The organism is Roseibium album (assembly GCF_965233825.1).
Taxonomy (GTDB): Bacteria; Pseudomonadota; Alphaproteobacteria; order Rhizobiales; family Stappiaceae; genus Roseibium; species Roseibium album.
Genome location: NZ_OZ247583.1, coordinates 3,516,583 through 3,542,159, shown reverse-complemented (window position 1 = coordinate 3,542,159; position 25,577 = coordinate 3,516,583). Strand labels below are relative to the sequence as shown.

At 54.8% G+C, this 25,577-nt stretch carries 23 protein-coding genes, 1 tRNA gene and 2 pseudogenes; 13 read left to right on the top strand and 13 right to left on the bottom strand.

Annotation, left to right across the window (positions count from 1 at the left end; all coding sequences use genetic code 11):
* Positions 1 to 6: 6 nt before the first annotated feature.
* A complete protein-coding gene (locus tag ACO6TI_RS16145; RefSeq protein WP_422382875.1) occupies positions 7 to 363 on the bottom strand; it encodes a nuclear transport factor 2 family protein in 357 nt (118 codons plus the stop codon).
* 431 nt (positions 364 to 794) lie between these two features.
* On the bottom strand, positions 795 to 1,247 hold the full coding sequence (locus tag ACO6TI_RS16140) for an SRPBCC family protein (protein ID WP_108872930.1): 453 nt from the start codon (positions 1,245 to 1,247) through the stop codon (positions 795 to 797).
* Positions 1,248 to 1,449: 202 nt separating this feature from the next.
* Here ACO6TI_RS16140 and ACO6TI_RS16135 point away from each other — a divergent pair.
* From ACO6TI_RS16135 to ACO6TI_RS16095, 9 genes and pseudogenes are all read left to right on the top strand, one after another.
* Positions 1,450 to 1,701: pseudogene (locus ACO6TI_RS16135) on the top strand (hypothetical protein); the annotation flags it as partial.
* Positions 1,702 to 1,900: 199 nt separating this feature from the next.
* Complete coding sequence (locus ACO6TI_RS16130) at positions 1,901 to 2,563, top strand: glutathione S-transferase family protein (RefSeq protein WP_422382874.1); 663 nt, start codon at positions 1,901 to 1,903, stop codon at positions 2,561 to 2,563.
* 45 nt (positions 2,564 to 2,608) lie between these two features.
* Entirely contained in the window at positions 2,609 to 3,292 is a 684-nt protein-coding gene (locus ACO6TI_RS16125) for a glutathione S-transferase family protein (RefSeq protein WP_422382873.1), read from the top strand.
* The gene (locus ACO6TI_RS16120) at positions 3,289 to 3,894 is read left to right on the top strand and encodes a glutathione S-transferase family protein (RefSeq protein ID WP_422382872.1); all 606 of its coding nucleotides are present in this window, start codon (positions 3,289 to 3,291) and stop codon (positions 3,892 to 3,894) included. Before ACO6TI_RS16125 ends, ACO6TI_RS16120 begins: the two co-directional genes overlap by 4 nt.
* A 33-nt stretch (positions 3,895 to 3,927) precedes the next feature.
* The gene (locus tag ACO6TI_RS16115) at positions 3,928 to 4,584 is read left to right on the top strand and encodes a VOC family protein (protein ID WP_422382871.1); all 657 of its coding nucleotides are present in this window, start codon (positions 3,928 to 3,930) and stop codon (positions 4,582 to 4,584) included.
* Between the two features lie 53 nt (positions 4,585 to 4,637).
* Positions 4,638 to 5,036, top strand: a complete 399-nt coding sequence (locus ACO6TI_RS16110; protein ID WP_196998460.1) for a winged helix-turn-helix transcriptional regulator — start codon at positions 4,638 to 4,640, stop codon at positions 5,034 to 5,036.
* Between the two features lie 101 nt (positions 5,037 to 5,137).
* Entirely contained in the window at positions 5,138 to 5,704 is a 567-nt protein-coding gene (locus ACO6TI_RS16105) for a sugar O-acetyltransferase (RefSeq protein ID WP_422382870.1), read from the top strand.
* 85 nt (positions 5,705 to 5,789) lie between these two features.
* Positions 5,790 to 5,942 carry a hypothetical protein gene (locus tag ACO6TI_RS16100; protein WP_422382869.1) on the top strand — a complete coding sequence of 51 codons (153 nt, stop codon included), beginning with the start codon at positions 5,790 to 5,792 and terminating at the stop codon, positions 5,940 to 5,942.
* Positions 5,943 to 6,089: 147 nt separating this feature from the next.
* Positions 6,090 to 6,389, top strand: a pseudogene (locus ACO6TI_RS16095) (integrase core domain-containing protein); the annotation flags it as partial.
* Positions 6,390 to 6,528: 139 nt separating this feature from the next.
* On the opposite strand, the gene ACO6TI_RS16090 reads toward ACO6TI_RS16095, so the two are convergent.
* The 5 genes from ACO6TI_RS16090 to ACO6TI_RS16070 form a co-directional block, all read right to left on the bottom strand.
* Positions 6,529 to 6,618 (bottom strand) — tRNA-Ser (locus tag ACO6TI_RS16090).
* A gap of 438 nt (positions 6,619 to 7,056) precedes the next feature.
* Positions 7,057 to 8,337 carry a TRAP transporter large permease gene (locus ACO6TI_RS16085; protein WP_055112301.1) on the bottom strand — a complete coding sequence of 427 codons (1,281 nt, stop codon included), beginning with the start codon at positions 8,335 to 8,337 and terminating at the stop codon, positions 7,057 to 7,059.
* 1 nt (position 8,338) lies between these two features.
* Complete coding sequence (locus ACO6TI_RS16080; RefSeq protein ID WP_055112299.1) at positions 8,339 to 8,869, bottom strand: TRAP transporter small permease; 531 nt, start codon at positions 8,867 to 8,869, stop codon at positions 8,339 to 8,341.
* 50 nt (positions 8,870 to 8,919) lie between these two features.
* Positions 8,920 to 9,918, bottom strand: a complete 999-nt coding sequence (locus ACO6TI_RS16075; protein ID WP_208992538.1) for a TRAP transporter substrate-binding protein — start codon at positions 9,916 to 9,918, stop codon at positions 8,920 to 8,922.
* A gap of 226 nt (positions 9,919 to 10,144) precedes the next feature.
* Positions 10,145 to 10,891, bottom strand: coding sequence for an SDR family NAD(P)-dependent oxidoreductase (locus ACO6TI_RS16070; protein ID WP_422382868.1), 747 nt, complete (start codon positions 10,889 to 10,891; stop codon positions 10,145 to 10,147).
* 484 nt (positions 10,892 to 11,375) lie between these two features.
* On the opposite strand from ACO6TI_RS16070, the gene ACO6TI_RS16065 reads away from it, so the two are divergent.
* Together ACO6TI_RS16065 and ACO6TI_RS16060 are read left to right on the top strand one after the other, a co-directional pair.
* Complete coding sequence (locus ACO6TI_RS16065) at positions 11,376 to 12,092, top strand: ribonuclease activity regulator RraA (protein WP_055112297.1); 717 nt, start codon at positions 11,376 to 11,378, stop codon at positions 12,090 to 12,092.
* Positions 12,068 to 12,799, top strand: a complete 732-nt coding sequence (locus ACO6TI_RS16060; RefSeq protein WP_208992537.1) for a FadR/GntR family transcriptional regulator — start codon at positions 12,068 to 12,070, stop codon at positions 12,797 to 12,799. The genes ACO6TI_RS16065 and ACO6TI_RS16060 overlap by 25 nt, the downstream gene beginning before the upstream one ends.
* Positions 12,800 to 12,965: 166 nt before the next feature.
* On the opposite strand, the gene ACO6TI_RS16055 is transcribed toward ACO6TI_RS16060, so the two are convergent.
* Positions 12,966 to 13,313: a cupin domain-containing protein gene (locus ACO6TI_RS16055; protein ID WP_055112295.1), complete on the bottom strand. Its 348-nt coding sequence runs from the start codon at positions 13,311 to 13,313 to the stop codon at positions 12,966 to 12,968.
* 361 nt (positions 13,314 to 13,674) lie between these two features.
* Positions 13,675 to 15,084 carry a nucleotide sugar dehydrogenase gene (locus ACO6TI_RS16050; protein WP_422382867.1) on the bottom strand — a complete coding sequence of 470 codons (1,410 nt, stop codon included), beginning with the start codon at positions 15,082 to 15,084 and terminating at the stop codon, positions 13,675 to 13,677.
* A gap of 484 nt (positions 15,085 to 15,568) precedes the next feature.
* Here ACO6TI_RS16050 and ACO6TI_RS16045 point away from each other — a divergent pair, with 484 nt between their 5' ends.
* Complete coding sequence (locus tag ACO6TI_RS16045; protein ID WP_055112291.1) at positions 15,569 to 16,411, top strand: hypothetical protein; 843 nt, start codon at positions 15,569 to 15,571, stop codon at positions 16,409 to 16,411.
* A gap of 1 nt (position 16,412) precedes the next feature.
* On the top strand, positions 16,413 to 16,985 hold the full coding sequence (locus tag ACO6TI_RS16040; protein ID WP_196998456.1) for an NUDIX hydrolase: 573 nt from the start codon (positions 16,413 to 16,415) through the stop codon (positions 16,983 to 16,985).
* Positions 16,986 to 17,017: 32 nt separating this feature from the next.
* On the opposite strand, the gene ACO6TI_RS16035 is transcribed toward ACO6TI_RS16040, so the two are convergent.
* The 4 genes from ACO6TI_RS16035 to ACO6TI_RS16020 all read right to left on the bottom strand — a co-directional run bounded on the left by ACO6TI_RS16035 (position 17,018) and on the right by ACO6TI_RS16020 (position 25,574).
* Positions 17,018 to 18,487 carry a sigma-54-dependent transcriptional regulator gene (locus tag ACO6TI_RS16035; RefSeq protein ID WP_104703059.1) on the bottom strand — a complete coding sequence of 490 codons (1,470 nt, stop codon included), beginning with the start codon at positions 18,485 to 18,487 and terminating at the stop codon, positions 17,018 to 17,020.
* 31 nt (positions 18,488 to 18,518) lie between these two features.
* The gene (locus tag ACO6TI_RS16030; RefSeq protein ID WP_196998455.1) at positions 18,519 to 22,019 is read right to left on the bottom strand and encodes a PAS domain S-box protein; all 3,501 of its coding nucleotides are present in this window, start codon (positions 22,017 to 22,019) and stop codon (positions 18,519 to 18,521) included.
* Positions 22,020 to 22,087: 68 nt separating this feature from the next.
* Positions 22,088 to 24,052: a hypothetical protein gene (locus ACO6TI_RS16025; protein WP_422382866.1), complete on the bottom strand. Its 1,965-nt coding sequence runs from the start codon at positions 24,050 to 24,052 to the stop codon at positions 22,088 to 22,090.
* A gap of 13 nt (positions 24,053 to 24,065) precedes the next feature.
* The gene (locus tag ACO6TI_RS16020) at positions 24,066 to 25,574 is read right to left on the bottom strand and encodes an MBOAT family O-acyltransferase (RefSeq protein WP_422382865.1); all 1,509 of its coding nucleotides are present in this window, start codon (positions 25,572 to 25,574) and stop codon (positions 24,066 to 24,068) included.
* Positions 25,575 to 25,577 lie beyond the last annotated feature (3 nt).

Sequence of the window (25,577 nt, the reverse complement as noted above, 5' to 3'; positions counted from 1 at the left end):
CGTTGGCTAGGCGGCTTGTTCTTCAGGGAATTGTTTTGAGCCTGTATAGAGTTCTTGCCTCGCGATTTTATCGCCGACAAAGGTGAAAATATCGCACATTTCCAACTCCTTCTCACCGTCGGGCATCGTCGCCACCAACGTGAAGACATGCACGACATGATTGCCTTGGGCGATATGGCGTGAATCCTTCACATAGCCACAAAACCCGACCAGATGCGCAACATAGGCATCTGGTTCATCGAAGTTCATCATCGGAGCTTTGAACGTGAAGTCATCGGTCAACAGTGGGCGGATCATGGAAGCATCTTGCGCGGTGGCACCCGCGTAAAATTGATCAAGTGCTGCCTTTTGGGTCGGGGTCATGGGATTGTCCTGATGTTTAATTTCGCTATTTGGCGAATATTTCGCTAAATAGCTTAGTTGTCAAGCCTTACCTCTGCTGACCGTCATTGTGAACCCGATTGCCATGACGGCACTCCTCACAAACTCTGGTTTTTACAACATGCTCATGTGGAGACCTTTGTGCCGGTTCGCTGCCATCGAACGCAGCTGCTTTTGGCTCGAACACAAACGCCTGTTACTGCCGCAGGGCATCGCTTACGGGAACAGAGATCGTTGTTTTTGTCTCTGCAATGGCGGGCTCAAAGTGTGTTTCGTCGCAGCACGCCACCATTCAGGCAGCCGCAGGAACCGGGAGCACGTCGGCGATAACCAGCGGATGAGCCGGCATGTCTAAAACGTGAGCTCGTCGTCCGCCATTGGAGTTCCAGGATGCACGAACCCGGACAAGGGTTTCAGGAAAACGGCTTCCCAATGCCGGTATCAAGATACGCTTTCAAGCTGTCGACAAAGAACATGTCCCACCCCGCTTCACAAACCTCATAGCAGTGAAGATCCGGTGTCAGACCCTGATGTTCAAGCTGGATATCGGTAACGCCGTCTTTCTCTTCGATCGACCAGACTGCCCGGGTGCCGAGCCATTCTGTCTCTGTCTCGTCCGGCAAGCCATCATGAATATGCAAGGCCTCAACGCATTCCCACTCAACAAGATCTGGATCCAGCTTCGTCGCCTTGAACGACCAATAACCCTTGCGGCCGGCAAAACCGAACTTGGCAACATCGCCCTCGTTCTCGAATTTACCTGCTTCACTCGTCCACCACTTGTCGATGCCAGCTGTAAGAGCGTCGAACGCAACCTCTTTAGTCGCAATCACGCGGATGGATTTCTTGTAGTTCCGGCCGTTCATTTCTTCCCTCTTTCGTTCAATGTCTTTAGCGCGGGCTCTTTAACCTGCCTGATACACCCACAAAATTTTAACTTGCAAACTTGCACTTTGTTTTCGCTTCGAGCGGATACGCCCCTTCTCCACTCTTTGGCAACTCTAGTGGTTTCTGCATTTTAGTAGACTCTTTTTTCAGAGAGATCAATATTTAACTTGCATAAAGCAAGTGATTTGGATATTTGAATCTCATGATATCCATTCCCCAGAAGACAGGCTCGATTGCCCACGGCGCTGCGCGGCTTTCATCTTGGGCGTTAGCTGGAGCCTCATTGTTTTGCGCGACCAGCTGTTCAAAGAACCATTGCATTTTGTTGGGCTCGCAAAGTCTGCCGAAGACATCTCGACAAACCATCCCATCACTCGGCTGAACAAGATTCTGCAAGGAGGGTTGATGAAGAAGCTGGAAGGAGAAAGCGGTTCGCAGCACCTCGAATTTGCCCTGACTGAAACGGGCGACGCGCTCCTGCCAGTCTTCGCTGACAGAATCGCCAGGGCGGAAGCCGCGACAAAGACTCCATCGTTCCGGGTGGAGATCCAAACCGCACCAAGACAGATAGAGCCCCTGTCCAGGTTCCAGGTCACCACGAAACACACAACTCCACGGAAGGTAATTGAGTATGGAACCCACCATTTACACAATCAGCGGCTCCCCCCGAGGCTGGCGTGTGCTGCTCGGCATGGTCATCAAGGGCCTGGATATGAAAGTCAGATATCTCAGCTTGTCGGACGACGAACACAAGTCGGACTCATATCTCGAAATCAATCCGCGCGGGCGCGTCCCCTCGCTCGTTGCCGGCGATGTCGTTATCACCGACTCCCTTGCGATTCTGTCGTGGCTCGATCAGCAATTTTCGGAATTCCCCTTGTTCGGCAGCAGCCCGGAGGAACATGCCAGGATCTGGTCAGCCACCCGTGATGCGACCGACAAACTAAGGGACGGAATGAACAGTCTGCTTCTTCCGATCTTCTTCAAGGGCGCGGAAAATGCGAACCCTGACCTTCACGAAGCCGCAGATACCGTCATGTATGAGCTTCAGTGGCTGGAAAGTCGTCTAGATGGCCAAGATTTCATGGCCGGTGACACCCCAACAGCTGCCGACGCCGTTACCTATCCTGAAATCCGCATCCTCGCCAGAGCGCTCGAAACGCACCCGAACCTCATGACGGAACTGGGTTTCGTCGATCTCGATCAGAAGTTCCCCAAAGGACATGCATGGGCTCGTCGCATTGAAGGCCTGGATGGCTTTGAAAAATCTCTTCCGGTCCATTGGAGCAACTGAGGGTACGGACTGTACAACAACCGCAACGACACACGAAGGCATTGGATGAGCATCCTTGTGCACAATATCAGTGGCTCGCCTATGGGTTGGAGAGTCCTGTTGGGGCTTGAGTTCAAGGGCCTCGAATATGAAGTGAACTATCTCAACGGTTCGCAAAATGAGCATAAGCAGGCTCCCTATTTGGCCATCAATCCGCATGGCAAGGTTCCCGCCGTCGAGTACAAAGGCGAATTCCACCGGGAGTCGCTCAGCATACTTGGTCTGCTTGATGATTGGTTCCCCGACCGCCCCCTCTTTGGGAGCAGCGCCGAAGAAACAAAGCGTATCTGGCAGGCAGCGGCTCGATACAGCGACTACCTTCTCGCGGCAACCAATGGGGTCGTGTTTCCGGTATTCAGCGGCCCTGAGAGTGAACCAAAACTCGATCGTGACGATCCGGAACAGATTTCCCGGGCCTCCGAGCTGCTCAAAATCGAACTGCGCGTCCTTGAGCAGAATTTAAATGAAGATGCGTTTCTTTGCGGAGAAAAACCATCTGCAGCCGATGCTGTCGCATATCCCGACGTTGGCCGGGTTATGCGCGCTTTGGAAACAAAGCCTGCCTCTATGAAATTGTTTGGTTTCGATAGACTTGATGAAGAGTTTCCCTCCTTAGCACGATGGCGAGAAAGCATATCAAGCCTTGCTGGCATCGGATCCACACGGCCGCCGCACTGGGATCAGCCATGAAGCTTTATGATGCTCAGGCAGCGAATGCGAAACGTGTACGGATTTTCATTGCCGAAAAGGGGATTGCAGTCCCAACGGTGCAGTTGGAGTTGGGCACGGACACACGATCAGCAGAATTTCGAAAGTTGAATTCTCTCGGCGAGGTGCCGGTACTTGAACTCGACAATGGCAGTGTCATCGCTGATAGCATCGCCATTTGCAGGTACCTGGATCTTGCATTTCCCCAAAGGCCTCTGATGGGGTGCACCCCCTTTGAGATCGGCCACATCGAGATGTGGAGCCAGCGGATCTATCAGGAATTGTTTCTGCCGATTGGTCTAATGGTCCGTCACCAGCTTCCCCTCTTTGCCGATGTCATCGAGCAAGTGCCGGATTTCGCGGCGGCCCAACGGCGTGTGATGCCGGGAAAATGGCGATGGCTGGATCAGGAGCTGTCAGATGGTCGAACCTTCATCGCGGGAGATGTGTTCACGTTCGCGGATGTCCACGGCATGACAGCCCTGATGTTGGCTGACATCTTCGATCTTTCGGTCCCAAGTGATTGTATTCATGCCGTTAATTGGTCTGAAAAGGTTCGCAGTCGCGCGAGTTGGGAAGCATAGATTTTTTCCGGGCCTGTAAAGAGAGGATAGCACTTGAACTCCAAGAAAATCGTCACCACCAGCGCGGCGTCGACACCCCTGTTCTTCGACCATATCGCTATTGGTGCAAAGTCCCTTGGCGAAGGTGCTGCTTATGTCCGTGAATGCCTTGAGGTCGAAATGCCGCCAGGCGGGCAGCACCCACGCATGGGAACGCACAATTTGCTGATGTCGTTGGGACCGGCTTCGTTTCTTGAGGTCATAGCAATCGATCCCAGCGCCTCAAACCCGACCGAGCCTCGCTGGTACAACCTCGACAGCTTTCGAGGACCACCCAGGATATTGACCTGGATCGTTGGCACGCGGTCAATTCAACAAGAGGTAGCAGCACTTGACGGCCTGGCAGGAAACGTCGCCGAAGTTTCGCGCGGGAGCCTAACCTGGAAAATTTCCGTGCCACCCGATGGTTCACTTCCCCTTGATGGCGCCTTTCCGACATTGCTGCAATGGCCGTCTGGTGATCACGTTGCGGCCCGAATGAGTGATTGTGGGTGTCGTCTGCAGTCCCTCCAGGTGACACACCCAAACGCAGGGAAGATTACGCGTTGGCTTGGTAACAGACTGGAAGGAGAATGCATCAAAGTGGCCGACGGCCCATTTAAAATTCGGGCCGAGTTCAAAACCACACATGGCATCAAGACCCTTACCTGAGGCCCTTCCACTTCGTTTTTACAACTAGGATCGGCTGTGCTACCAAAAGAAACATGGCGAAAATATCCAAAGAAAAGTGGGTGGGTTGCCCTTTCCGTTATGCTGCGGCTGCATTTGGAGACAAATGGAGCATGTTAATCCTCCGCGACATAATGTTTGGCTCTGCGATGCGGTATACCGACTTTGTGAAATCCGAGGAAGGTATTGCAACGAATGTGTTGGCCAACAGGCTGGAACATCTGGTAAACAATGAAATTCTAGACAAAAGACCCGATCCGGACGACGCCCGCAAATCCATTTATTTGCTGACTGAAAAGGGAAAAGATCTGGCTCCTGTGTTTCTGGCAATGATCCAGTGGTCACAGAAGTGGGACGACCGGACGTTGGTTCCAAAAGACTTTCTGGTCAATCTGCTTTCAGGTAGCGCGCCCCCTCCTCCAGGTGATTCATGAGCACGCATTTTGCTTTCTATTTGCAACTTGAATACGATCCTTCATCTTAAGTCACACCGAGCTTCCTGTTGGCGGAAGTGAACAATGTACCCCGAGGCTTCATGGTAAAGTCCGAACGCGAGAAAATGGCCGCAGGCGAATGGTACTCGTGCCTGGATCCCGAGCTGGACGCTCTGAGAAAAGTCGCGCAATCCGCGGTCCACGAGCATAACCTCATGCACCCGGGAGCTCGGGATGGTATGGGTCCGTCCTTGCGGGAATTGCTGAACGCTCCGACGGCCATTATCGAAGCACCCTTTTATTGCCCCTACGGTTTCAACATAGCGTTGGGTGACGACACTTTCCTGAACGCAGGTTGCACTATTTTGGACAGCGCCCCCGTTACGATCGGCGATCAGTGTCAGCTTGGGCCGAATGTCCAGATCTATTGTCCTGAACATCATCAGGACCCAGACAAGCGTACCGCCGGCCTGGAAATCGCCCTTCCTGTAACAATTGGCAATCAGGTCTGGATCGGTGGCGCTGCCGTGATCCTGCCGGGCGTCACCATTGGCGACCGTGCCATTGTCGGGGCGGGTAGCGTGGTGACCAAGGACGTCGCTGCAAACACAATAGTGGCGGGAAATCCGGCCAAGCCGATTCATCGTTCCAGGACGACCAAGTCATGACTTCTCCTGCCGGTTGTCGCCTGACGTCCAAGGACTTCGCGGGGCAAAGATTTGCCTGTTGCTGAGATCTGCCAGGATCAGCCAGGTGACCTATTTCAACCGACGCAGGAAATATGCCGGCCTGAATCCGTCTGAGTTGAAGCGGCTGCGAGAGCTTGAGCAGGAAAGCGCCCGGCTGACGAAGATCGTCACTGACTTGTCTTTCGACAAGGAAATTCTCCGGGACATTGTCAAATGAAAGCTCTGATGCCTGTGCCCGGCAAAAACGCTGTTCAACGAGATGCGATCAGGCTGGCGGTATCCATTCACGGTGCGTACGAGGTGATCTTGTTTGATCCGGGTTGATCAGGGCTAGGAACTCATCTCATGCGCTCTGGATCTGTGAGCTTACAAGCGCGGCGTTCCGCCGGAGTTCTCCCCGCCTGGCAAACACACCGACAATGCGTTCATTGAGGTTTTCAACGGAAGGTACAAAGCAGAGTGTTTGAACGCCCATTGGTTCCTGAGCCTTGCGGACGAACCTGAAAAGATGGAGAAATGGCGTAGACACTACAATGAGGACCGACCTCATTCTGCGATCGGAGACAACGTCCCGATCGCACTGCATGATCCCGGTGGCGACCGCAGCCCGTCACCGTGGAAGAAGCCGGAAAACTCTAACCCTCTCCGAGAGTACGTTGGGTAGCACTCCACAAGAGCTTGAGGAAAAATATCTCGAACGAACGGCAAAGTCGAGAACACCCTAGTCGCTTGATGGCCTGAATGATGATCTGAAGGGCAACCTTGAGAATTTGCCCCAAAATACAAATACGTAATAAGAAATATGGCGGAGAGGAAGGGATTCGAACCCTCGAGACGGTTGCCCGTCTACTCCCTTAGCAGGGGAGCGCCTTCGACCACTCGGCCACCTCTCCAGCAAATCCCGTTTAGTGCCCGAAGCCTTGGGAAGCAAGCCCTTTTTCTCCCTCAATGAACTTTTCCACCTCAGGTGCTCCTGCAGTTTCGCGCAAGAACATGCCGCGAACGAAGCGAGACTTGCAAAGGTCTGCGCACAAACCCGCGACAGGGTTGTCCGATCGTTGATCTCGTTGAGAGGTTCACCAGTTGCGGGCGTTGCGCCGAAAGACAGAATTGCAGTCGCCAGGATGGAAACCGGATGTGTCTTCATTCGATTCCCGGCGAGCTCAGGCCACATCCGGGCACGCGCGCGGCCGGGGCACCGGCAGGTTGTTCCTGACACTCAGCATGCCCCCTCGCTTCCGTTAACTCCCACTTCTTCCGTCTCCGGTGAACGGCGTGCGTAATGACATCGGCCTGCCGACGTCTTCCAAATGAGAGTGCTTCAAAACCGACTACTCGAACAACGAAGGCAGGAACATGGAGATTGCGGGAACGTAGGTCACCAGCATGAGTGCTACGAAAAGCGCCAGGTAAAACGGCCAGATCGACTTCAGGGCTTCCTCGATCTTTATTTTGCCGACCGCGCATCCGACAAAAAGACAAGTGCCTACCGGAGGTGTGCAAAGTCCAAGGCCGAGATTGACCAGGAGCATGATGCCGAATTGGACCGGGTCCATGCCGAGGTCGCGCGCGATCGGCAGGAAAATAGGCGTGCAGATCAATATCAGGGCGGCCATGTCCATGATCATGCCGAGCATGAGAAGCATGATATTGATCATGAGCAGAATGACGATCTTGTGCTCGGAAATGCCAAGCAGAAACTCGCTCAGCTTTGACGGGACCTGGTATAGGGCCAGCAGATAGGCGAACGAACTTGCAAATCCGATGAGGATCATCACCATGGCGGTCGTGCGCAGCGCCGACGTCACCGAGATCACAAACTCGTTCCAGCCAAGTGTCCGATAGGCAACCGCGGTCAGGACAAGCGCGTAAATTGCCCCGAACGCACCGGATTCCGTAACCGTGAAGACGCCAGAGAGCACACCACCGACAATGATGACCGCAGTTATGAGACCTGGTATGGCGCTGACTGCAGTCTGCAGGACAACCTGCCACCCTGGAAAAGGTTCTGACCCGTAATTGTGCTTCAGGGCGACCACATAAGCGGCAACCGCAAGGCAGAGACACATCACCATGCCCGGGATGACGCCGGCCAGAAACAGTTTCGAGATTGAAATTCCACCGCCGGCAGCGACAACGAAGATGATCATGTTGTGGCTCGGCGGGATCACAATGCCGGCTATTGACGAGGTTACGGTCACGTTGACCGCATAGTCAGGGCGGTAGCCCTTTTCCTTCATCACCGGGATCAGCAATGACCCGAGCGCCGAAATGTCGGCAATCGCTGAGCCGGATATCCCCCCGAACAGCATGCTGGAAAAGATATTGACCGACGCGAGGCCACCGCGGACATGGCCAACCAGTGCGGAGGCAAACCGGACAAGCCTTACAGCGATGCCACCGTGCAGCATCAGCTCTCCGGCAAAGACAAAGAACGGTATCGCGAGCAGGGAAAACGTCGAGATGCCCGAGATCGCGCGCTGAAACGTCATCAGCAACGGGAACCCTTCATACCAGAACGCGGCAGCGGCCGAGATCCCCATCGCAAATGCGACTGGAACCCCGAGTATGACACTCACCCCGAAGACTCCCAGCAGAATCGCGAGACCCATTTCAGTTTTCCTTCTTGATTTCGTAGATCTCGCCGCGAAGCGCAAAGCGACTGCGAAGCAGGAACCTTGCGCCTGCAAAAATCACCATCAGTGCACCGCAGGCAATGGCTGCGGCTGTCCGGATGCTTTCGGGAATATTGAGCATCGGGAGAAGTGTCGACCAACCGAACTGGAACAATTCAAGGCTTGCGACCAGCATCACACCACCAAAAACGGCAAGGCAGAGGTCAGTCAACAGCAACAGCACCTGTTTCACCTTCGGCGGCAACGCATCCCGCAACACCGTGACACCGAGGTGCGTTTCTTCGTGAATGCCGACGGCCGCACCAAGGAACGTGATGTAACAGATCAAAAGCAAGGCAAGTTGCTCAACCCAGGTCGGCGTCTGATTGAGGACATATCTTCCAAAGACCAGCCAACCGAAAGTCGCGACAAGGATAACAAGCGCGATTGAGCCGACGAGGACACATACTTTTTTCAGCAGGAACAACCAGTGTTCGAGCCGATCCGAGGTGCTGCCAGAGCGCGACATCAGTCTTCTCCAGTGCGGACTGCGCTTGCAGCGCAGTCCGCCTTCATTGCTTACTGGGCGTTCTTGAACATCTCGACCAGATCGGTCAGATCAGGGCTTTGCGCCAGGAACTGATCGTAGACCGGCGACATTGCAGCCTGGAACGGAGCCTTGTCTGCAATCTCGTTCACCGTCACGCCACCCTCGGACACCTTGGCCATGCTGGCGGACTCGCGCTCCTGCCAGAGCTTGCGCTGCAATTCGGTGCTGTTGCGCCCGGCCACCCTGACAATCTCCTGCTGCTCGGGCGTCAGGGAATCGAAGGTCTTCTTGCTCATGCAAAGGCACTCCGGAATGATCAGGTGCTGCGTGAGCGAGTAATATCCCGCGACTTCGAAGTGATTGGTTGATTCATAGGATGGCGGATTGTTTTCCGCTCCATCGACAACACCGGTCTTGATCGCCTGGTAGACTTCGGCAAACGCCATCGGCGTTGCGTTGCCACCGAGCGAATCCACCATGCCGACAAACAGGTCATTGTTCATCACCCGTATTTTCATGCCCTCGACATCAGCTGGTTCGTTGATCGCCTTGACCGAGGTGTAAAACGAACGCGCACCGGCATCGTAATATCCAAGAGCGACAAGGCCCTTCGCTTCCAGGCCTTTGCTGAGAGCCTTGCCCGGCTCCCCGTCCATCACCTTGTACATCTGGTCGACGTCTTTGAAGATGAAGGGAAGCGAGACAACATTCGCCTCCGGAACAACCTGCCCCATCGGCCCGAGGCTGAATACGCCGAAATCGATGACGCCAAGCCTTGTCTGCTCGATTGCATCCGGCTGGGAACCAAGAACGCCGCTATGGAAAACCTTTCCGGAAATCGCGCCGTCGGTCTTTTCACTGACTTCCTTCACGAAGGATTCCATGCCGTGCGAGACAGGATAATCCTCAACGTGAATGTTCCATCCGCGAAGGTCGCGTGCTTCGGCGACGACTGTTGCCAGGAGCAGAGACGCGGCGACGGTTGTACCGCGCAGCGCACCCGTTTTAAGTGAATTCATCAAAGTCATTGGATCCTCCCTTTTGACCTGTTAGCACGATATGTATTTTACAAATTATTACAAGTTAAAAATCTATATTACAATTTTTTAAGCTAAGCTACGGATTTTGCGAGAAAATTCGCCCCGCCTCACCAACTCATGATAAGATTTTCCAAAGCTAATTTTACAAATATGTCCGAATTTACAAACAACTGGCGACAGGCGGGCGAGGCCATGAAAGGCCTCGCCGTCCGCATCAGGAGAAGAACAGACCGCCATTGATGTCGACGCAGGCACCGGTGATATAGGCAGCCTGGTCAGATGCGAGAAACACCGCCAAGTTTGCCACCTCTTCGGAAGTCCCCTCACGCTTGAGCGGCGTGACACCTGCAACGTGCTGGCGCACTTCCGGCTTGGTGAAGACGTTGTGAAAATCCGTATCGATCATTCCCGGGCACAGGGCATTGACCCGAATTCGCGGCGCAAGCTCCTTTGCCATGCCTCTTGTCATCGTCATGACAGCGCCCTTCGACATCGCATAGGCCATTGCTCCGGGGCCGCCGCCATCCCGACCGGCCTGCGAAGCCATGTTCACGATCGCCGCACCCGGCCTCAGATGCGGCAAGGCCGCCTGAACAAGCAGAAGCGCCGACGTTGCATTAAGGTCGAATACCGACTGCCAATGCTCGGGCGTGATCTCGGCAATCGATTTGCGGGCAACCAAACCACCCGTTATCGGCATGACGATATCCACCCCGCCGAATTCATCGACGGCCCTCGCCACCAAAGCGTCAACATCCGCCTTCTTCGTCATGTCGCCCTGCAAGGCAAAGGCGCTTCCTCCCGCAGCACGGATCTCGTCGACAGCGCTGTCGGCACCCGCGCCACTGCTGAAATAATTTACGGCAACGCTGGCACCGGCCCTTGCCAACGCCATTACGCAGGCACGACCGATATCCCGGCCACCACCAGATACGATTGCAACTTTTCCGCTGAGGTTCATTTCGGACATCTCCTGAATGTTGCTGTTTGACTACCGGCTAGAAATCTGGCGCTTCGCGTTGCCTTAAGACCAAATGCTCCGCATTCCGCCCGGCTCCGGGACGCCGTCGACAGCTCGGCAATCCGGAGGCGCCTCAACCGCATAACGCACCTTTGCCGCTCAAATCAAGACTAATTTTTACAAATAATTACAAAACAAGGATACCCAAGGAAAAAACGACGGGTCCATCTCCCATCGAATAAATTCACAGATAGATTGACCAGAGAATCCGGAGCCAATTTGCGATAATTTTAGACAGCCTTTGAATTTCGGATGCAACTTTTGTGTTATTTTTCATTATTTTGCTCGATATTTGCCTATCCAACCCCGCTTCTCTGATTGTGTCCAAAGCTGCGATTTACAAATATTTGACAAATTGTGCTGCGCTGGCTAGTTTCCGGCGCAAATCACACATCTGTATCAAACCGGCAACGGAGCATTTTCCATGAACGAACATATCAATGTAACGGAAATGAAACTGATGCAGGTAAGCACTGCAACATTGACAACGGTCTTGTTCAAACGCGGTTTGAAAAACATTTTTCTTCAGGGTCTGAACCGCTTGCGCCCCGGCTCCAACATGGTCGGCCCGGCCTATACGCTGCGCTACATACCGGCCCGTGAGGATCTGGACATTCTCGACTCGTTTGCCGACCGCAACAATGCTCAGAGGAAGGGTGTCGAGGAGTGTCCGTCCGGCGCTGTCTTTGTCATCGATGCAAGGGGAGACGCTTCAGCTGCCTCAGCCGGGTGCATTCTTGCGGCACGATTGCAGTCCAGGGGCTGCAGAGGGGTTGTGACTGACGGCGGCTTTCGCGACACGCCGGAAATAGCCGGCCTGTCGATGCCAAGCTACCATGCCCGCCCCAGTGCTCCGACAAACCTTACCAAACACCATGCGATCGCAATAAACGACCCGATTGCTTGCGGAGGGGTTTCAGTTTTTCCCGGAGACATTATCGTGGGAGACAACGAGGGAGTTGTTTGCATACCGCAACATATGGCAAACGAGGTTGCCGAAGAGGCGGCAGAGATGACTGTCTTTGAAGACTTCGTAATGGAAATGGTGCAACTAGGCGCGTCGACATTCGGGCTCTATCCCCCGACCGATCCGTCGACTATGGACAGGTTTAAGACGTGGCGGAAGGAAAAAGGCAGATAGATCAGCCCTCGACAACCGAGCGACAAGTCCGGGACCGGACACTTTCCGACAAGGTTTACGAGAGCATTCTTGCCAAAATAATGGATGGGGACATTCCCATCGGAGCAAAATTGCCGACTGAGCAAACCCTTTCCGAGGAACTGGGGGTGTCCAGGCCAATTTTACGCCAGGCCCTCAAGCAATTGCGTGAAGATGACGTTGTTGTTTCCCGCCAGGGGTCAGGGTCATATGTAAAGCGGCGTCCGGAGGGAGCTGTGCTCGACTTTGCCCCGGTTGGGTCCATCGCAGATATTCAGCGCACATTCGAATTCAGGGCAGCCGTCGAGGGAGAAGCTGCCTTTCTCGCCGCTGAACGGCGCACGGACGCCAATTTGAAGCAACTGCAGGAGACGCTTGAGGAACTGGACCGCTGCATCAGTGAGAATGAACTTGGCGTCGTCGCCGACGAAGATTTTCACGTCGCCGTTTGCAATGCGTCCGACAACAAGTATTTCGTCGCAGCCAGATCTTCCATGAAGTCCAATATTCTGACAGGGATGAACCTGACCAGAAACCTCTCTCTTACCAAGCCGGAGGACAGGCTGCGTCTTGTCCAGGGAGAGCACTACGACATCTTCGAGGCGATCAGGGCGCGCGACAGCGAGGCAGCAAGGGCAGCGATGCGTGCCCATGTTGAAAACGCCAGAAAGCGGATTTTCGAAGGCTGACCGCTGCGCGGACAGGCGCGGATCGCAACACGAATTTGGGGAAAAAAAAGCCCCCCTTGCGGAAGAAAGCTTGTGGGAATTCTTGTCGCAAAGGGGCCGGGAAGTGACGAACCTTCCATGAAGACCGCAATTGTCTTCGGTTCAAATTACCCGCAGTGGAAAGCTGTCAACTGGGTTGCCAACCATGCGCTTCGAGAAAATCATCCCGCCGCGGTGTAAACGCATCAAGAAGATTCCCGGCCTCCTCGCAAACACAGGAATGGACCGCGTTTGAGGGAATCACCATCGCATCGCCCGGTCCGAGCAGATTTGTCTCGCCTTCGACCGTGAAGCGAAAGCGACCCGAGGCAACATACGTGGTTTGAACATGCGGATGGTTGTGCGGCAGCCCTTCCCCACCCTTTTCGAAGCGAAACTCGACCATCATGATTTCCTTGTTTTCACAAAGAATCCTGCGCCTCGCTCCAGGACCGGAATCCATCCATGCGGATGGCGCATCTGAGTGAACCAACATGAAACCCTCATTTGTAAAAATTAATTATTGATTTGTCTTATTTGTCTTCTGCAGTATAGCGAATTCAAAGTCAAGTTCAGATCACCAAGCAAGAAAATGACCCTTTCAGGCACGTTTCCGATGTGACCTGAGCGAGATGATGGACTGCAATTACAGTTTCATGCGGTTCGAAAACAAACAGCTTCCCGGCCAGGTCTTGATCGGATTACCGACTGGCAAGAAAGCGGTCCATCTATCAAGTCTCCAAACGTCGGCAAACCTGCTGCAAGAAACATCCTGTGATCCGAATTGAAGGGGTGTCCGCCCCCTCTCAGGGCGTCGATGGGGGCAGAGAGAGAGGGAGCGGACGGGAGTGTGCGGCCTACCAGCCTATTCCGATATAGTGGGAAGAGTTCGGGACTTCTGCGGATATGCGGACTAGGTCCACGACCGTTGCCTCTTCCTTCTTCGACCTGAGCACACTCCGAAGCTCCGGCAGTTTCTGTGTAACGATGATCGCATCTGCGTCGCGGATCGCGGATTTCGGCGTTGATTTCATGAGCCCGGCAAGACCGTCGACCACTTCTTGAAGATGGGGTGCCGCATAGCGCATGTATTCAAACTGCTGTGCGATGTGCGGACCTGGTTGGATGGCCGGATCATAGGCGACCACTTCGATACCGTCCCGCTGAAGCTCGGAGATGAGTTCAAGAGCCGGGCTCTCGCGCAGGTCATCGGTTCCAGGTTTGAACGCGACACCCAGGACGGCAACTTTTTTCGCGCCGGTCTCGCGGATCATCCCGATGGCCTGATCAATCTGTTTCTCGTTGGATGGCGTCAGGGAATCCATCAGCGGCGTCGACACGCCGAGCTTTTCCGCCAGATGCGTGACAGCACGCACTTCCTTGGGCAGGCAGGAGCCTCCGAAAGCGAAGCCCGGCTTCAGGTAATAGGGAGAGAGATTGAGCTTCGTATCCTGAACAAAAATGTCCATGACCGCGTGACTGTCGATGCCCATCGGTTTGCAAAGACGACCGACTTCGTTGGCGAAGCAGACCTTGGTGGCATGCCAGACATTGTCGACATACTTCACCAACTCGGCGACCTCAACGGTCGTCACAATCGGGCTTTCGTCCACAGGAGCATAGATCTCAGCCAGAACGTCCGCGGTTTTCTGGTCCGAAACGCCGATGACAGTTTTCGGAGGTGCGTGGAAGTCGGCAATTGCGGTGCCTTCCCTGAGGAACTCCGGATTGAAGCAAATTCCGAAATCCTTGCCGGCAACCTTGTTGGAATACTGCTCAAGGACGGGTTTCATGATGTCGAGCGTTGTCCCTGGAGGAACCGAACAGCGCAAGACCACAATGTGAAACCCGTCCTTTTTGGCCAAGGCTTCACCGATGCCACGCGCAACGGCCTCGATCGCCCTGGTGTCACAACCACCATCCTCGCTGGTCGGGGTCCCGACCGAAACAAACGTGACATCGGTTTCCAGAACCGCTCGTTCCAGATTGGTCGTTGCATGGAGAAGATCCTCAGCAACACCTTTGGACAGAAGTTCACCCAGACGATCTTCATGAATGGGGCTCTGTCCCCACGCGATCGAGTCGACTTTCTGATTGTCGATATCCGTCCCGACAACGCGGTGTCCAAGGTCACTCAGGCAGGCAAGAGAAACTGCACCGACGTACCCAAGGCCAACGACGCTTATTGCTTTTTTTTGCTCAACAAGCCGCAGTGAAACGCTGTCCAGCTTTTGAGCCGTATCGAGGCGACCGACAAACATGTTCATATCTCAGTACTCCCAGTTAAAGCTATCTGGGTTTGAGAAGAACAATCTTCGTGCCAAACACGTTCCTATTACAGTTTATATATATTTTTCATATGCTTACACTATTTCTCAAATCTGAAACGATTATCGGGCTTTCAATTTTGGAAACAAAAAATTCCCGTTTTCGATCTTTTGATTGCAATACGGCAATGTCACTGCCAACCGAGTTTCCAAGGAACGTGCGCCGGACACCCAGGACAGTCCGGGCTTCAATTTTCAACGGCTGTTTGAAGGCCTATGTATAAAGCCTTCAGAAGGCCGTTTCGGGCGTTCTCGAAATTGAAATTGCAGTTTTCCATTTCGCAAAACCGTTTTTGGATTTTTACATCTCCTCTTTCCAAATTCGAAGCCAACCTATTGAAAAATATAGTTTTAATTTACTCCTCGAATTTGGCCACTGTCTTGCAAAGACCTCCTCAAGTCTAGTCATCGAAGAGGCAATGCAATGTTTTCCAACAGCAGATTCAAATTGATCGGCCAGGTCGCAGGTCCATTCGGAATTCAAAAAGATTCACCTCGGAGCGATGTTTTTCTTTTTGATGTCAATGCCCTCTTCGAGGCGCATCAAAGCGAAATGGACAGCGCCTTTTCTGGCTATCTGGCGGAGTTCGCCGCACAACGCTCTTGCTACCTTCTGTCCAGCCTGAATTATGCTGAAACCGCAGCTCGTATCCCTTCACGCCTGCGCAGGACGCTCGCCGGGATTTTCTCTTCCGCCGGCACAGAGTTGTGGCGTCAGAATGATTTGCTGATCCGCCACGATCACGACTTTTGCGACGACCTGTATGAAACTGTCGCCAAGCTGGTTCTGCAAAGTGCGTATCCCGACAAACAGGCTCCATTGATCGATTGCGGACCCGCAACGTTGCGCATCTGTCTCGCCGGGACGCGAATCGGCCGGACTGCAAAGCGGAACTACGTGGCCTGGGAGCGGGAGCATAGGGAACTCGACAAATTCGTCGCAGCTATCCGCACCCGATTTCCAAATCACTCCGTCTGCAAGGATTCAGAAGGCAGCTTGCTCATCATGCCGAACACCTACTCAACAGCAAAAGTTCAGGAGCACCTGCTGAGGCGCCACAAGTCGGCGCGACTGGTTGCCTATCTCGGCGAAACGGCAGCCCGCGGCTTTGCGAAGCCGATGTGCGATGCGTTTCTCAAGGACAACATCCTTTCCACGGTCGGCGGCGCCAGCGACATCAGCCAGTTGCTGAGTTACGAAATGCGGCGGATGCAGGAACACCTGATGGTGGAGCCAGCCCCCCTCCGCCTGGTTCATGGAGCTTGAAATGAAAGCCATGCCAATCATCATCGATGACCCGAACTGGTCTGTTCTCAAAAGTGACACGGTCTACGACTCCGGCAACCAGCTACGCGTTGTTCGCCAGTGCGTGCAGCTGCCCGACGACCGGATCGTCGACGACTATTTCAGGATCGACCTTCCGTCATTCGCAACAGTTTATGCGGTTACTGAAGACGACGAGGTTCTGCTGCTTCAACAATACAAACACGGCGTTGGACAGGTGTGTCTGACGCTGCCGGGCGGCCAGGTGGACCCGGGCGAAGACCCCGAATTTTCAGCGAGACGAGAGTTGCTGGAAGAAACAGGTTACGGAGGCGGGCGCTGGTTGTCTGGTCCTTCGCTCGTTCTTCACGGCAATCAGACAATTGCAAAGGCGCATGTGTTCGTTGCCAGACATGTCATCAAGATCGCCGACGCCTGCTCTGACGACCTGGAAGACGCAACCCTTGTGACAAGACGGCGTTTTGAACTACGCAGTGCGATCCTGGCTGGAGAATTGCCGGTCACTTCACATGTTGCCGCGGTGGGGATCGCCGAAGCGTTTTTTGAAGCGACCTGATTGCTGGGTTTCAAGTGGTGCGTGACGACGTCTCACGCACCTTCAGCGGCAATCTGAATGTCTTCGCCTGATGGTTCGTCCTGCTCTGCCCAGATTTCCTTTTTTCGATAGAGTGTCGATGGGCTGACCTGAAGCGCGCGGGCTGTTTTGGGCAGGCTGCCACCGCAAGCGTCAATTGTTGCCTCGATGATCTGCCGTTCCAGCATCTCGAAAGGTTGGCCAAGCGTCAAGGTGATCGCGGGCCAGGAACCATTGCTTTCGACGGTGCGGCCGGCGTCTGTATTCACGCTCAACGGGGCCTGGAGGGGATGTGGCGCGGCTTGTGTCTTCGGAACGGGTGCACGGCCATGGAGGGTCGCCAGCATATCGGCTTCCACGTAGGGACCTTCGTTCAATACCACCAGGTTCCTGATGGTATTCTGCATCTCGCGAACGTTGCCCGGCCAGCTGTGAGACAACAGGATTTCCTCTGCTTCCACGGAGAACCCCTCAAAAGACTTGCCTTCTTCACCGGCAAATTGCATCAAAAAATGCTTTGCAAGTTCAAGAACATCGGTGCCCCGGGACCGCAACGGCGGCAACCCGATCGGAAGGACATGCAGCCGGTAAAAAAGATCTTCGCGAAACCGGCCGGCCTCGACTTCCTCCAACGGATTCCTGTTTGTGGCGCAGACAATGCGAACGTCAACCTTCTTGAGGGTGTCGCTGCCGACCTTCTGTATGGTTCCGCTTTGCAGGAAACGCAGCAGCTTCGCCTGAAGACCAAGTTCAAGTTCGCAAATCTCGTCGAGGAAAAGTGTCCCTCCGTCTGCCCGTGCGGCGGCACCATCGCGATCCGAGGTCGCGCCGGTGAAGGCTCCCTTGATGTGTCCGAAAATTTCAGACTCGATCAGGTCCTTCGGGATGGCCGCGCAGTTCAGCGGAACAAATGGTTTCTTTGTACGCTGACTAGACCTGTGAATTGCCTCGGCGCACACTTCCTTGCCTGTACCACTTTCGCCAGTGATGAAGACAGCGGCGTTCGAGCGGGCAACGCTTTCAATCATCTTGTAGACCGCGGTCATCGGCAATGAAGAGCCGATGAAGCCATGCTGAACCTTACCTGAAGCCGGTTTGCGAACTTCCTCGACGACTTCGGTGAGGGTTTCGCGTTCGAGCGCATTGCGCGTCGTCGTGACTAGCCGCTCCTCGGCTACAGGTTTCACGATAAAGTCGTAAGCACCCGCCTGCATGGCATCGACGGCCGTCTTGATCGAGCCGGAACTGGTGACAACGACCACTGTTACGGGAAGTTGCTCCTCGCGAATGGACGCCAGAACATCCATTCCACTCATGTCGGGCAATTGCAGATCCAGCAGGACAACGCTGATCCCACCCTTGCGCAAGCGTGCCAGGGCGTCAGCTCCAGTTTCGACATGTACCGATTCAAGACCCGCGCGCGAGAGCTGATGACCATAAACCGTTGCAAGGGGCAGTGCGTCTTCAACAAGCAGAACCTTCAACTTACGCTCCTTCCACGCATCAGATCTTTCCTCAGGTATCGAATGATACCCTGACACCTATTTCTACAGCCAATGCTTTCACTTCCGTTAGTGTATGCTCGCAAACTTGCGAAAGCTCGTCCATTTTGCCCATGGCGTCGAACGTTTTGCCGTCCCGCACAAGCGTGTTCATCGTGCTTGCCACCGTAGCCAGTTCCAAGGCACCAAATGTGCCCGCCACGCTTTTGAGCGCATGCGTGGCTCGCTCCAGCTTTTCAGGATCCTGCGCTTCAACAGCTTCCAGTGCCGAATGCCGCCGCTTGAGCGTATCGTCAACGAACTGCTGCAGAAGCTTTTGCTTCAACTCAGCCGGCATGGTGTCGAGGATCTCACGCGCGGCAGCAAGAGATTCCGTTGTACCGGAGGCCACGTCTGCCGGAACCTCCAAGTCATGCTTGGCGACATTTCTTGAAATGCAGGCAAGAAGGTCATTTTTTTCCACCGGTTTTGCCAGAAAATCCGTCATTCCCGACGCCAGAAACCGTTCCCTGTCGCCGCGAAGCGAATAGGCGGTGAGCGCTACAATCGGCGTCGAAGTGTTTCGCTGTCCGCTCCGGATTCTTCGAGTGGCTTCAATGCCGTCCATTTCCGGCATCGAAATGTCCATCAAGATGCAATCATAGTCGCGTTTGGATGCCGCCCGCACCGCTTCCTTTCCATTGTTTGCGATATCAATAGTGCAGCCGACGCTTTCCAGCGCATGGCTGACCACGATCTGGTTGGTCGCGTTGTCTTCGGCAAGCAGGACCGTCAGGTCCTCAGGCAGCTCCGAAGGACTTTCGTCGTATTCCTCTTCGGGAATAACGGTCTGGTCGTCAGCCAGTGTGATCGGAACAAGGAATTCGAAGGTGCTGCCGGCGTCCTGCCGACTTTCAACCCGAACTTTTCCATCCATGAGATGCGCAATCTGCTTGCAGATCGCAAGACCAAGTCCGGTGCCACCCTGTTTCTTGGTATAGCTGGTGTCGATCGTGACAAAGTCACCAAAGAGCGCATCATGCTTGTCCTCGGGAATGCCAATTCCTGAATCCTTGACTGAAATGCGGAAGGTTGGCTCTACCGGATCCTCCTTTTCGATGTCGACGCTGATCTCGACAAATCCGATCTCGGTAAACTTTACCGCATTCGACACAAGATTCAGGATCACTTGCCTCAGGCGGCCGGCGTCACCGACCACGTTGTGGGGCAGTCCGACCGGATAGTTCAGGGAAAGGTCAAGACCCTTGTCCCTGGCGATTGGCATGAAGAGATCAACGACGCTCTTGACGACCGACTTCAACCTGAACGGCACAGGGTCGAGATCCATTCGACCGGCCTCAAGTTTTGAAAAGTCCAGAATGTCATTGATAAGTTCGAGCAGCGACCGTCCGGACTCGCGCGCTGTCTTAACGTAATCCGCCTGCGCCGGGCTCAGATCGGTATCACGCAGCAGGCTGAGTATACCGAGAACACCATTCATGGGCGTGCGGATCTCGTGGCTCATCATTGCCAGAAACTTGGCCTTTGCCTCGTTGGCAGCTTCCGCCCGCTCCTTGGCAACCCTGAGAGCCGCATCCGCTGCCTTTCGCTCGGTGATGTCCCGCACGTACCCGAGGAAGAGTGGTCCTTCGGCGCCCTTGGTGTGGCGGATCGCAAGTTCGACAATGATTTCGTGACCGTCTCTGTGCTGCCCCTCGATTTCGATCCTCTTGCCGAGAACCGGTCCCTCCCCCGTCTTGAGGAAATTGGCCAAACCGTCGTCGTGAGCCTGTCGATACTTGTCGGGAATTATGTAGTCGGACATTTTCCTGCCGACGATATCGCCCACCTTCCAGCCGAAGACTTCCTCGGCAGCCGGGCTGAAGTCGAGCACGATGCCGTCCCCGTTCATGACGATGACACCGTCGAAAGACGCATCGACAACATTGCGCAGCAAATCCTCGTTCCGCCGCAACTCCGCTTCGCGGTTCTTCAACTCAGTGATGTCGACCCGGAAGCCAACGAGACCTCCCTCACTCGTGCGCGATTCGATCACGCGCAACCACCGGCCGTCATCGAGATGCTGTTCCATGGGAGCGCCGGGATTCTGATGATGTTCCATGCGCATGGCAACCCAGTCTTCAAGGACGCCCTCCGCCACCTGGTACTGGCCCCGCATGGCCCCTTTTCTTATGATTTCCTCAAACGTTGCGCCCGGCTGTATGAGATCAGCGCTGGAGTTGTAGAACTCCCTGTATTTGCTGTTGCACAAGACGAGCCTGTCTTCTGCATCATACAAAACAAAACCGTCCGGCAAGGACTCGATTGCATCGACAAGACGGGTTTCGGCTTGCTCGACCTTGGCGGCAGCCGCCTGCTGTTCCGTCAGGTCCCGGAGAATTGCGGTGTAGGTTGGCGTACCTTCAATAACGACCTCAGAGAGGGACATCTCGACGGGATACTCGACGCCATCCAGCCGCCTGCCAATGGTTTCCAGTCGTTTGCCCGTCGCTTCAAATGATGTCGCCGCTCCTGAACAGCATTCGAACGGCAGATCTTCATTGCTGGTGCCGGGTAGGACATCACTGATGAGACGCCCGACAACGTCCTCGATGTTTGCGGCACCGAACATTGACAGAGCAGCCTGGTTGGCGCTTAGCAAATTGCCCTTTGGCGACAAGGTCAAAACACCGTCGAGCATCGTGTCGAGAATGGTGCTGACCTGTGCTTCACCTGCTTCAGCGCGCTGCGTCGCCTTGAGCAGTGCTTCGTTTTTTTCACGTTCCGCCTCCGCGAGACCCGCAAGTCTCCTCATGGCGCGCTGCCGCTGAAGGGAGAGGACGAAGGTCAGTGCAAGTGCGGCCACAAACGCGACCACCAGCATGAAAATCAAGTTGTCGATCGATGTGAAACCATTTCCGTACAACGCACTCGCCGGAATGATAACTTCCTGAATTCCCCGGATGTCGCCGACTTCCCACACCGTCTTGGGTGACTGAGGATGAGTGTTGTGGCAGGCGACACAGCTTTCTTCCATCCGAACAGCAGTCGCGCTTCGGAAAAACGTACCGTTGTCGCGCTGTTCAAGGCGCTGGAACGGCGCTTCCGGTGACTTTTCCAGGGCAGCCAGTGCTTCCTTTTCAAACTTGTCGAGATTTCGATCCAGACGCCAAGGCCAAGGATGATTTGACAGCATCCGGATAGCACTGGTTGCCCCTTGCGCCTGCAACTCGTCCTCGAGTGCAAGTGTCATCGACACCGGTGCCGGTATTGTCAGGTCCTTGTCATGATAATCATGACTGACCGAGACATCCTGTGACGAATAGAGCTTGTCGACGACTTCCCTGGAATAGAACGATCGTGCGGCTGTCAGCAGTTCCGACTGCGCTCTTGCCGCTGCCGAAAGGTCAGCGGTCCTTGCCTTTTGCCCGAAATCGACCGCGAGCACATACGCGGCAATCGCTGACGCCGAAATGAAAACCAGGACGAGCCAGAACGTGGCGTCGTAGGTCAACTCCTGGATCCACTTGCGCATATTTTTGTCCCCTCGGTTCTGGTGCTCAGACCCGTTTCCAGCGCGTAGGCCTTCTGGTGAATGCTTGCTCATTGGTTATGAATTTTCGATGTATTGCCGCGCACTTCCTGTTTCGTTTCGGTCGAAACGTCCGTATCGGCCGTCGAAATCAGAAAAAACGGATTGGATTTCAGGAATGACTGCCAGCTCGAAAACGACTGCCGGCCCTGAAACTGACAGGTTTGCCTGCAGGAGTGAAAGTCGATTGTGAGCTGAAACCTGGCTGCGGGATCAAAGAGCCGGGAATAGACGTAGAGACTGTCCGCAGAGAACCGTCCCGGCACTGGTGCTTCGTAGGCCAACTGCAACTCTTCTGTCGCGTAGTGGCTCCAGCCTCCTGCGGGAAACCACCGGTGCCCTGCGGGCCCATCTCCATCGAGATCCCTGGGTGTCTCCTTGCCGAAGGAAAGAATGTAGTCCAGACGTCTTTTGACAAGATCGGCGGTTTCCGGGGCCAGGCCCTTCGTGAAGTCGCTCAATGTCAGAAGCGTAATCCCAGCATGGCCCGTATCTTCGAACCTTTGGTCACCCAGTTGGTCTCCGGTCAGCCCTTTCTCCAGATAGTATTGGCTGGGCCAATAGCGCCAGAGCCCGCCGTTCTTGTCGGATTGCCATTCCTTGAGGAACGCCTGCACGATTTGCCGAGCACGTGCCTTGTAGTCAGCATCGGGCAATTCGCTCAGCAGCGCGGCGAATGCGATTTGCCAGTTCCAGGGAGCAAACTTGCCGGCGAAGCGGAAATCGACCCGGGCGTTTATTGTGTAGATGCCCGCTTCGGTATCGAAATCTTCTTCATAGGCTCGAGCCAGGCAAAGGTTCGAAGCGGTGATTTTACGCGACAACGCGGGCGGACACAGTTTTCCGAGTTTCCGGCAGGAACTGTCAAGCGCGTTGGCGATCATCGCCTGATTGATCATCAAACTGAGCCGCTCATCGGCGTTTTGTCCGTATATCGTCGAGCTCCAGCCGCATTCGGGATTGGAGATGCCGGCCCGGCCCTGCTTACCGTCCTGCGCCGCCAGCGTCAGCCGCATCGATTTCAGGGCAAGGGCGGCGAATGCCTCGTCCCCGGTTTTCTGAAACAGCGTGGAAAGCGAACGCAGCCGATAGCTCTGGTTCCAGCTTTGAAGGCCTTCTGCGTCGGAGGCACAGGCGCGCACTTCACCCGATTGGGAAAGCAGGAGACCTGTTGCAGCGTAATAAAGCTGAAGTGCGGCGGGGGTGCCTGAAACCACGGCGACGGTCTGCCCATTCGCCGTTGCTGCCGACCCAGGTATTGTCGCGAACTCGGCGGTCGGCGAAATCAAAAGCGGTGCGCCGATTTCACCTTTCTCCATGTCAATCCGGAAGATACCACCGTCGGTTCCCTCACCGCAGTCCATTTGCGCCCACAGAATTCCATTATCAATGCGCATGCGCCCGGGCCGGCAGCTGCCAAAGTCTACGAGTGTTCTTGCGCGAGGCTCTATCCGGCCTTGGAGATTTCTCGGATAGAGATTGAGATGCCAGGATTGAGCATCACCGCTTTCCAGAATTATTGCCTCATGTTCCGTGAACCGCAGTATTTTGGGGGAACCCGAACGCTCCCATTTCCGGACAATCTGCCCGTCCTGCAGCAATTCTGTTTGTTTATCTCCAGTTTTCCAGCTTCGAAGCAAAGCGAGCGACCCATCCCTGGCGAGCCGGACGGAACCAAGTCTTGCAGCACCCGCCGCGTCTGAGACCCAACTTTGAATTGTCCCGTTCACCGTCACGTTTGGGACGTCGTCACCCGGATTGCGGCTTACCACCAACCTGGACCCACCGGCTTGCGACACGGTTTCCAGACATTGCCCGGTGACGCCCTTGCGGCTCACGGCGCCCGTTTGCAGGTCAACTTCGGTTCCCTGCGCGGGCAGGATCAGGTGACCGGACTTCAACCCGGGCTCCTCTGCCAAGGCGCAGGACGCAACCAGGACAGAGAAGAGAGCAAGCACGTGCGAAAGATAGTTCATCCTGGTCTGCTTCCTAGAAGTTGAAGTAGATGAATTCGGTCAATTCAGCCAGACGGTATGTCTGGATGAGAGCGACCCCGAAGAGGACAGAAACAGCAGCAGCCCAACCGGCGCTCGGCTTCCAACGAACCGGCAGGAACCCATCGGAGCGCCTCTGGGCAACGAACTTCTTCAGGCCGAGCACCGGGTTGTAGTTTTCCGTGAATTCGATGGAGTTCGGCAACAGGAAGACGATGGCGGCAAGACAGATCATGGCTGCCCAGATCGCTGCCGTACCGGTGACCATGGTCTCCCAGAGTTTAGGCTCATAGACCGTCGACAGTCCGGTCATGCCCGCCAGGATGTTGTTGGCACCGTCGAAACTTTCCGCACGGAAGTAGACCCAGGCAACCACAACCGCCAGCAAGGTAATGCCGCGGCTAAGCAGGTTTCCGACTGACTTCGGCAGGATGGAAGGAACATAACCGGCAACGACCAGTGCGGACCAGCCGTGGTTGATTGCCAGGTAGGCCCCATGGAGACCGCCCCAGAAAACAAAAGTCCAGCTGGCACCGTGCCACAGACCACCCAGCAACATGGTGATCATCAGATTTCCGTAGCGCCGCACCGGACCACTCCGGTTTCCGCCGAGCGGGATATAGAGGTAATCACGCAGGAAATGGGACAGGGTGATGTGCCAGCGGCGCCAGAAATCGGAAATGCTGGTTGCCTTGTAAGGTGAATTGAAGTTGACCGGCAGGCGAATTCCGAAGAGACGCGCAAGACCCAGGGCCATGTCGCAATATCCGGAAAAGTCGAAATACAGCTGGAACGTATAGGCAAGAGCACCGATCCAGGCCGCTTCGAACGGCACGCCGGATGTGGTTTCGGCCAGGTTGAAGACTGAATTGGCGTACGGCGCAATACCGTCCGCGAGTACGATCTTCTTGAAGAGGCCAATTGCAAACAGGGTGCTGCCAACAGCCAGATTGAGGACCAGCTTGTTCCTGAACACCGGCAGCTTGAACTGCGGAATGGTTTCCTTCTGCATCACAATCGGTCCGGCGATCAACTGCGGAAAGAAAACGACAAACAGCATGTAGCGCGGAAAGTCGCACTCCGTGACGTCCCCCTTGTAGGTGTCGATCAGGAACGAGATCTGCTGGAACGTGAAGAAGGAAATTGCCAGCGGCAACACAAGGTGGAGCAGCGGAATATCCGACCCGGCGAAAAAGTTCGCATTGCCAATGAAGAAGTCGGCATATTTGAAGACCGCGATCAGTCCGAGATTGAACACAATTCCGCAGATCAGGATAAACCTGTCCCGAACGGTGCGAAGGATGCGATGGAACCCAAAGTTGATGACGACCGAACCCAACAGCAATGGGAGATAAATCGGCGTCCACCAGCCATAAAACGCAAGAGAAGCCAGGATGAGCCACCAGATGATTCCGTTTTCCCATCGGTAGTGGCGAAGAACCAGATAACCGAGCAGAACCGGTGGCAGGAACAGGTAGATGAATTCAAGGGAACTGAAAACCATGGT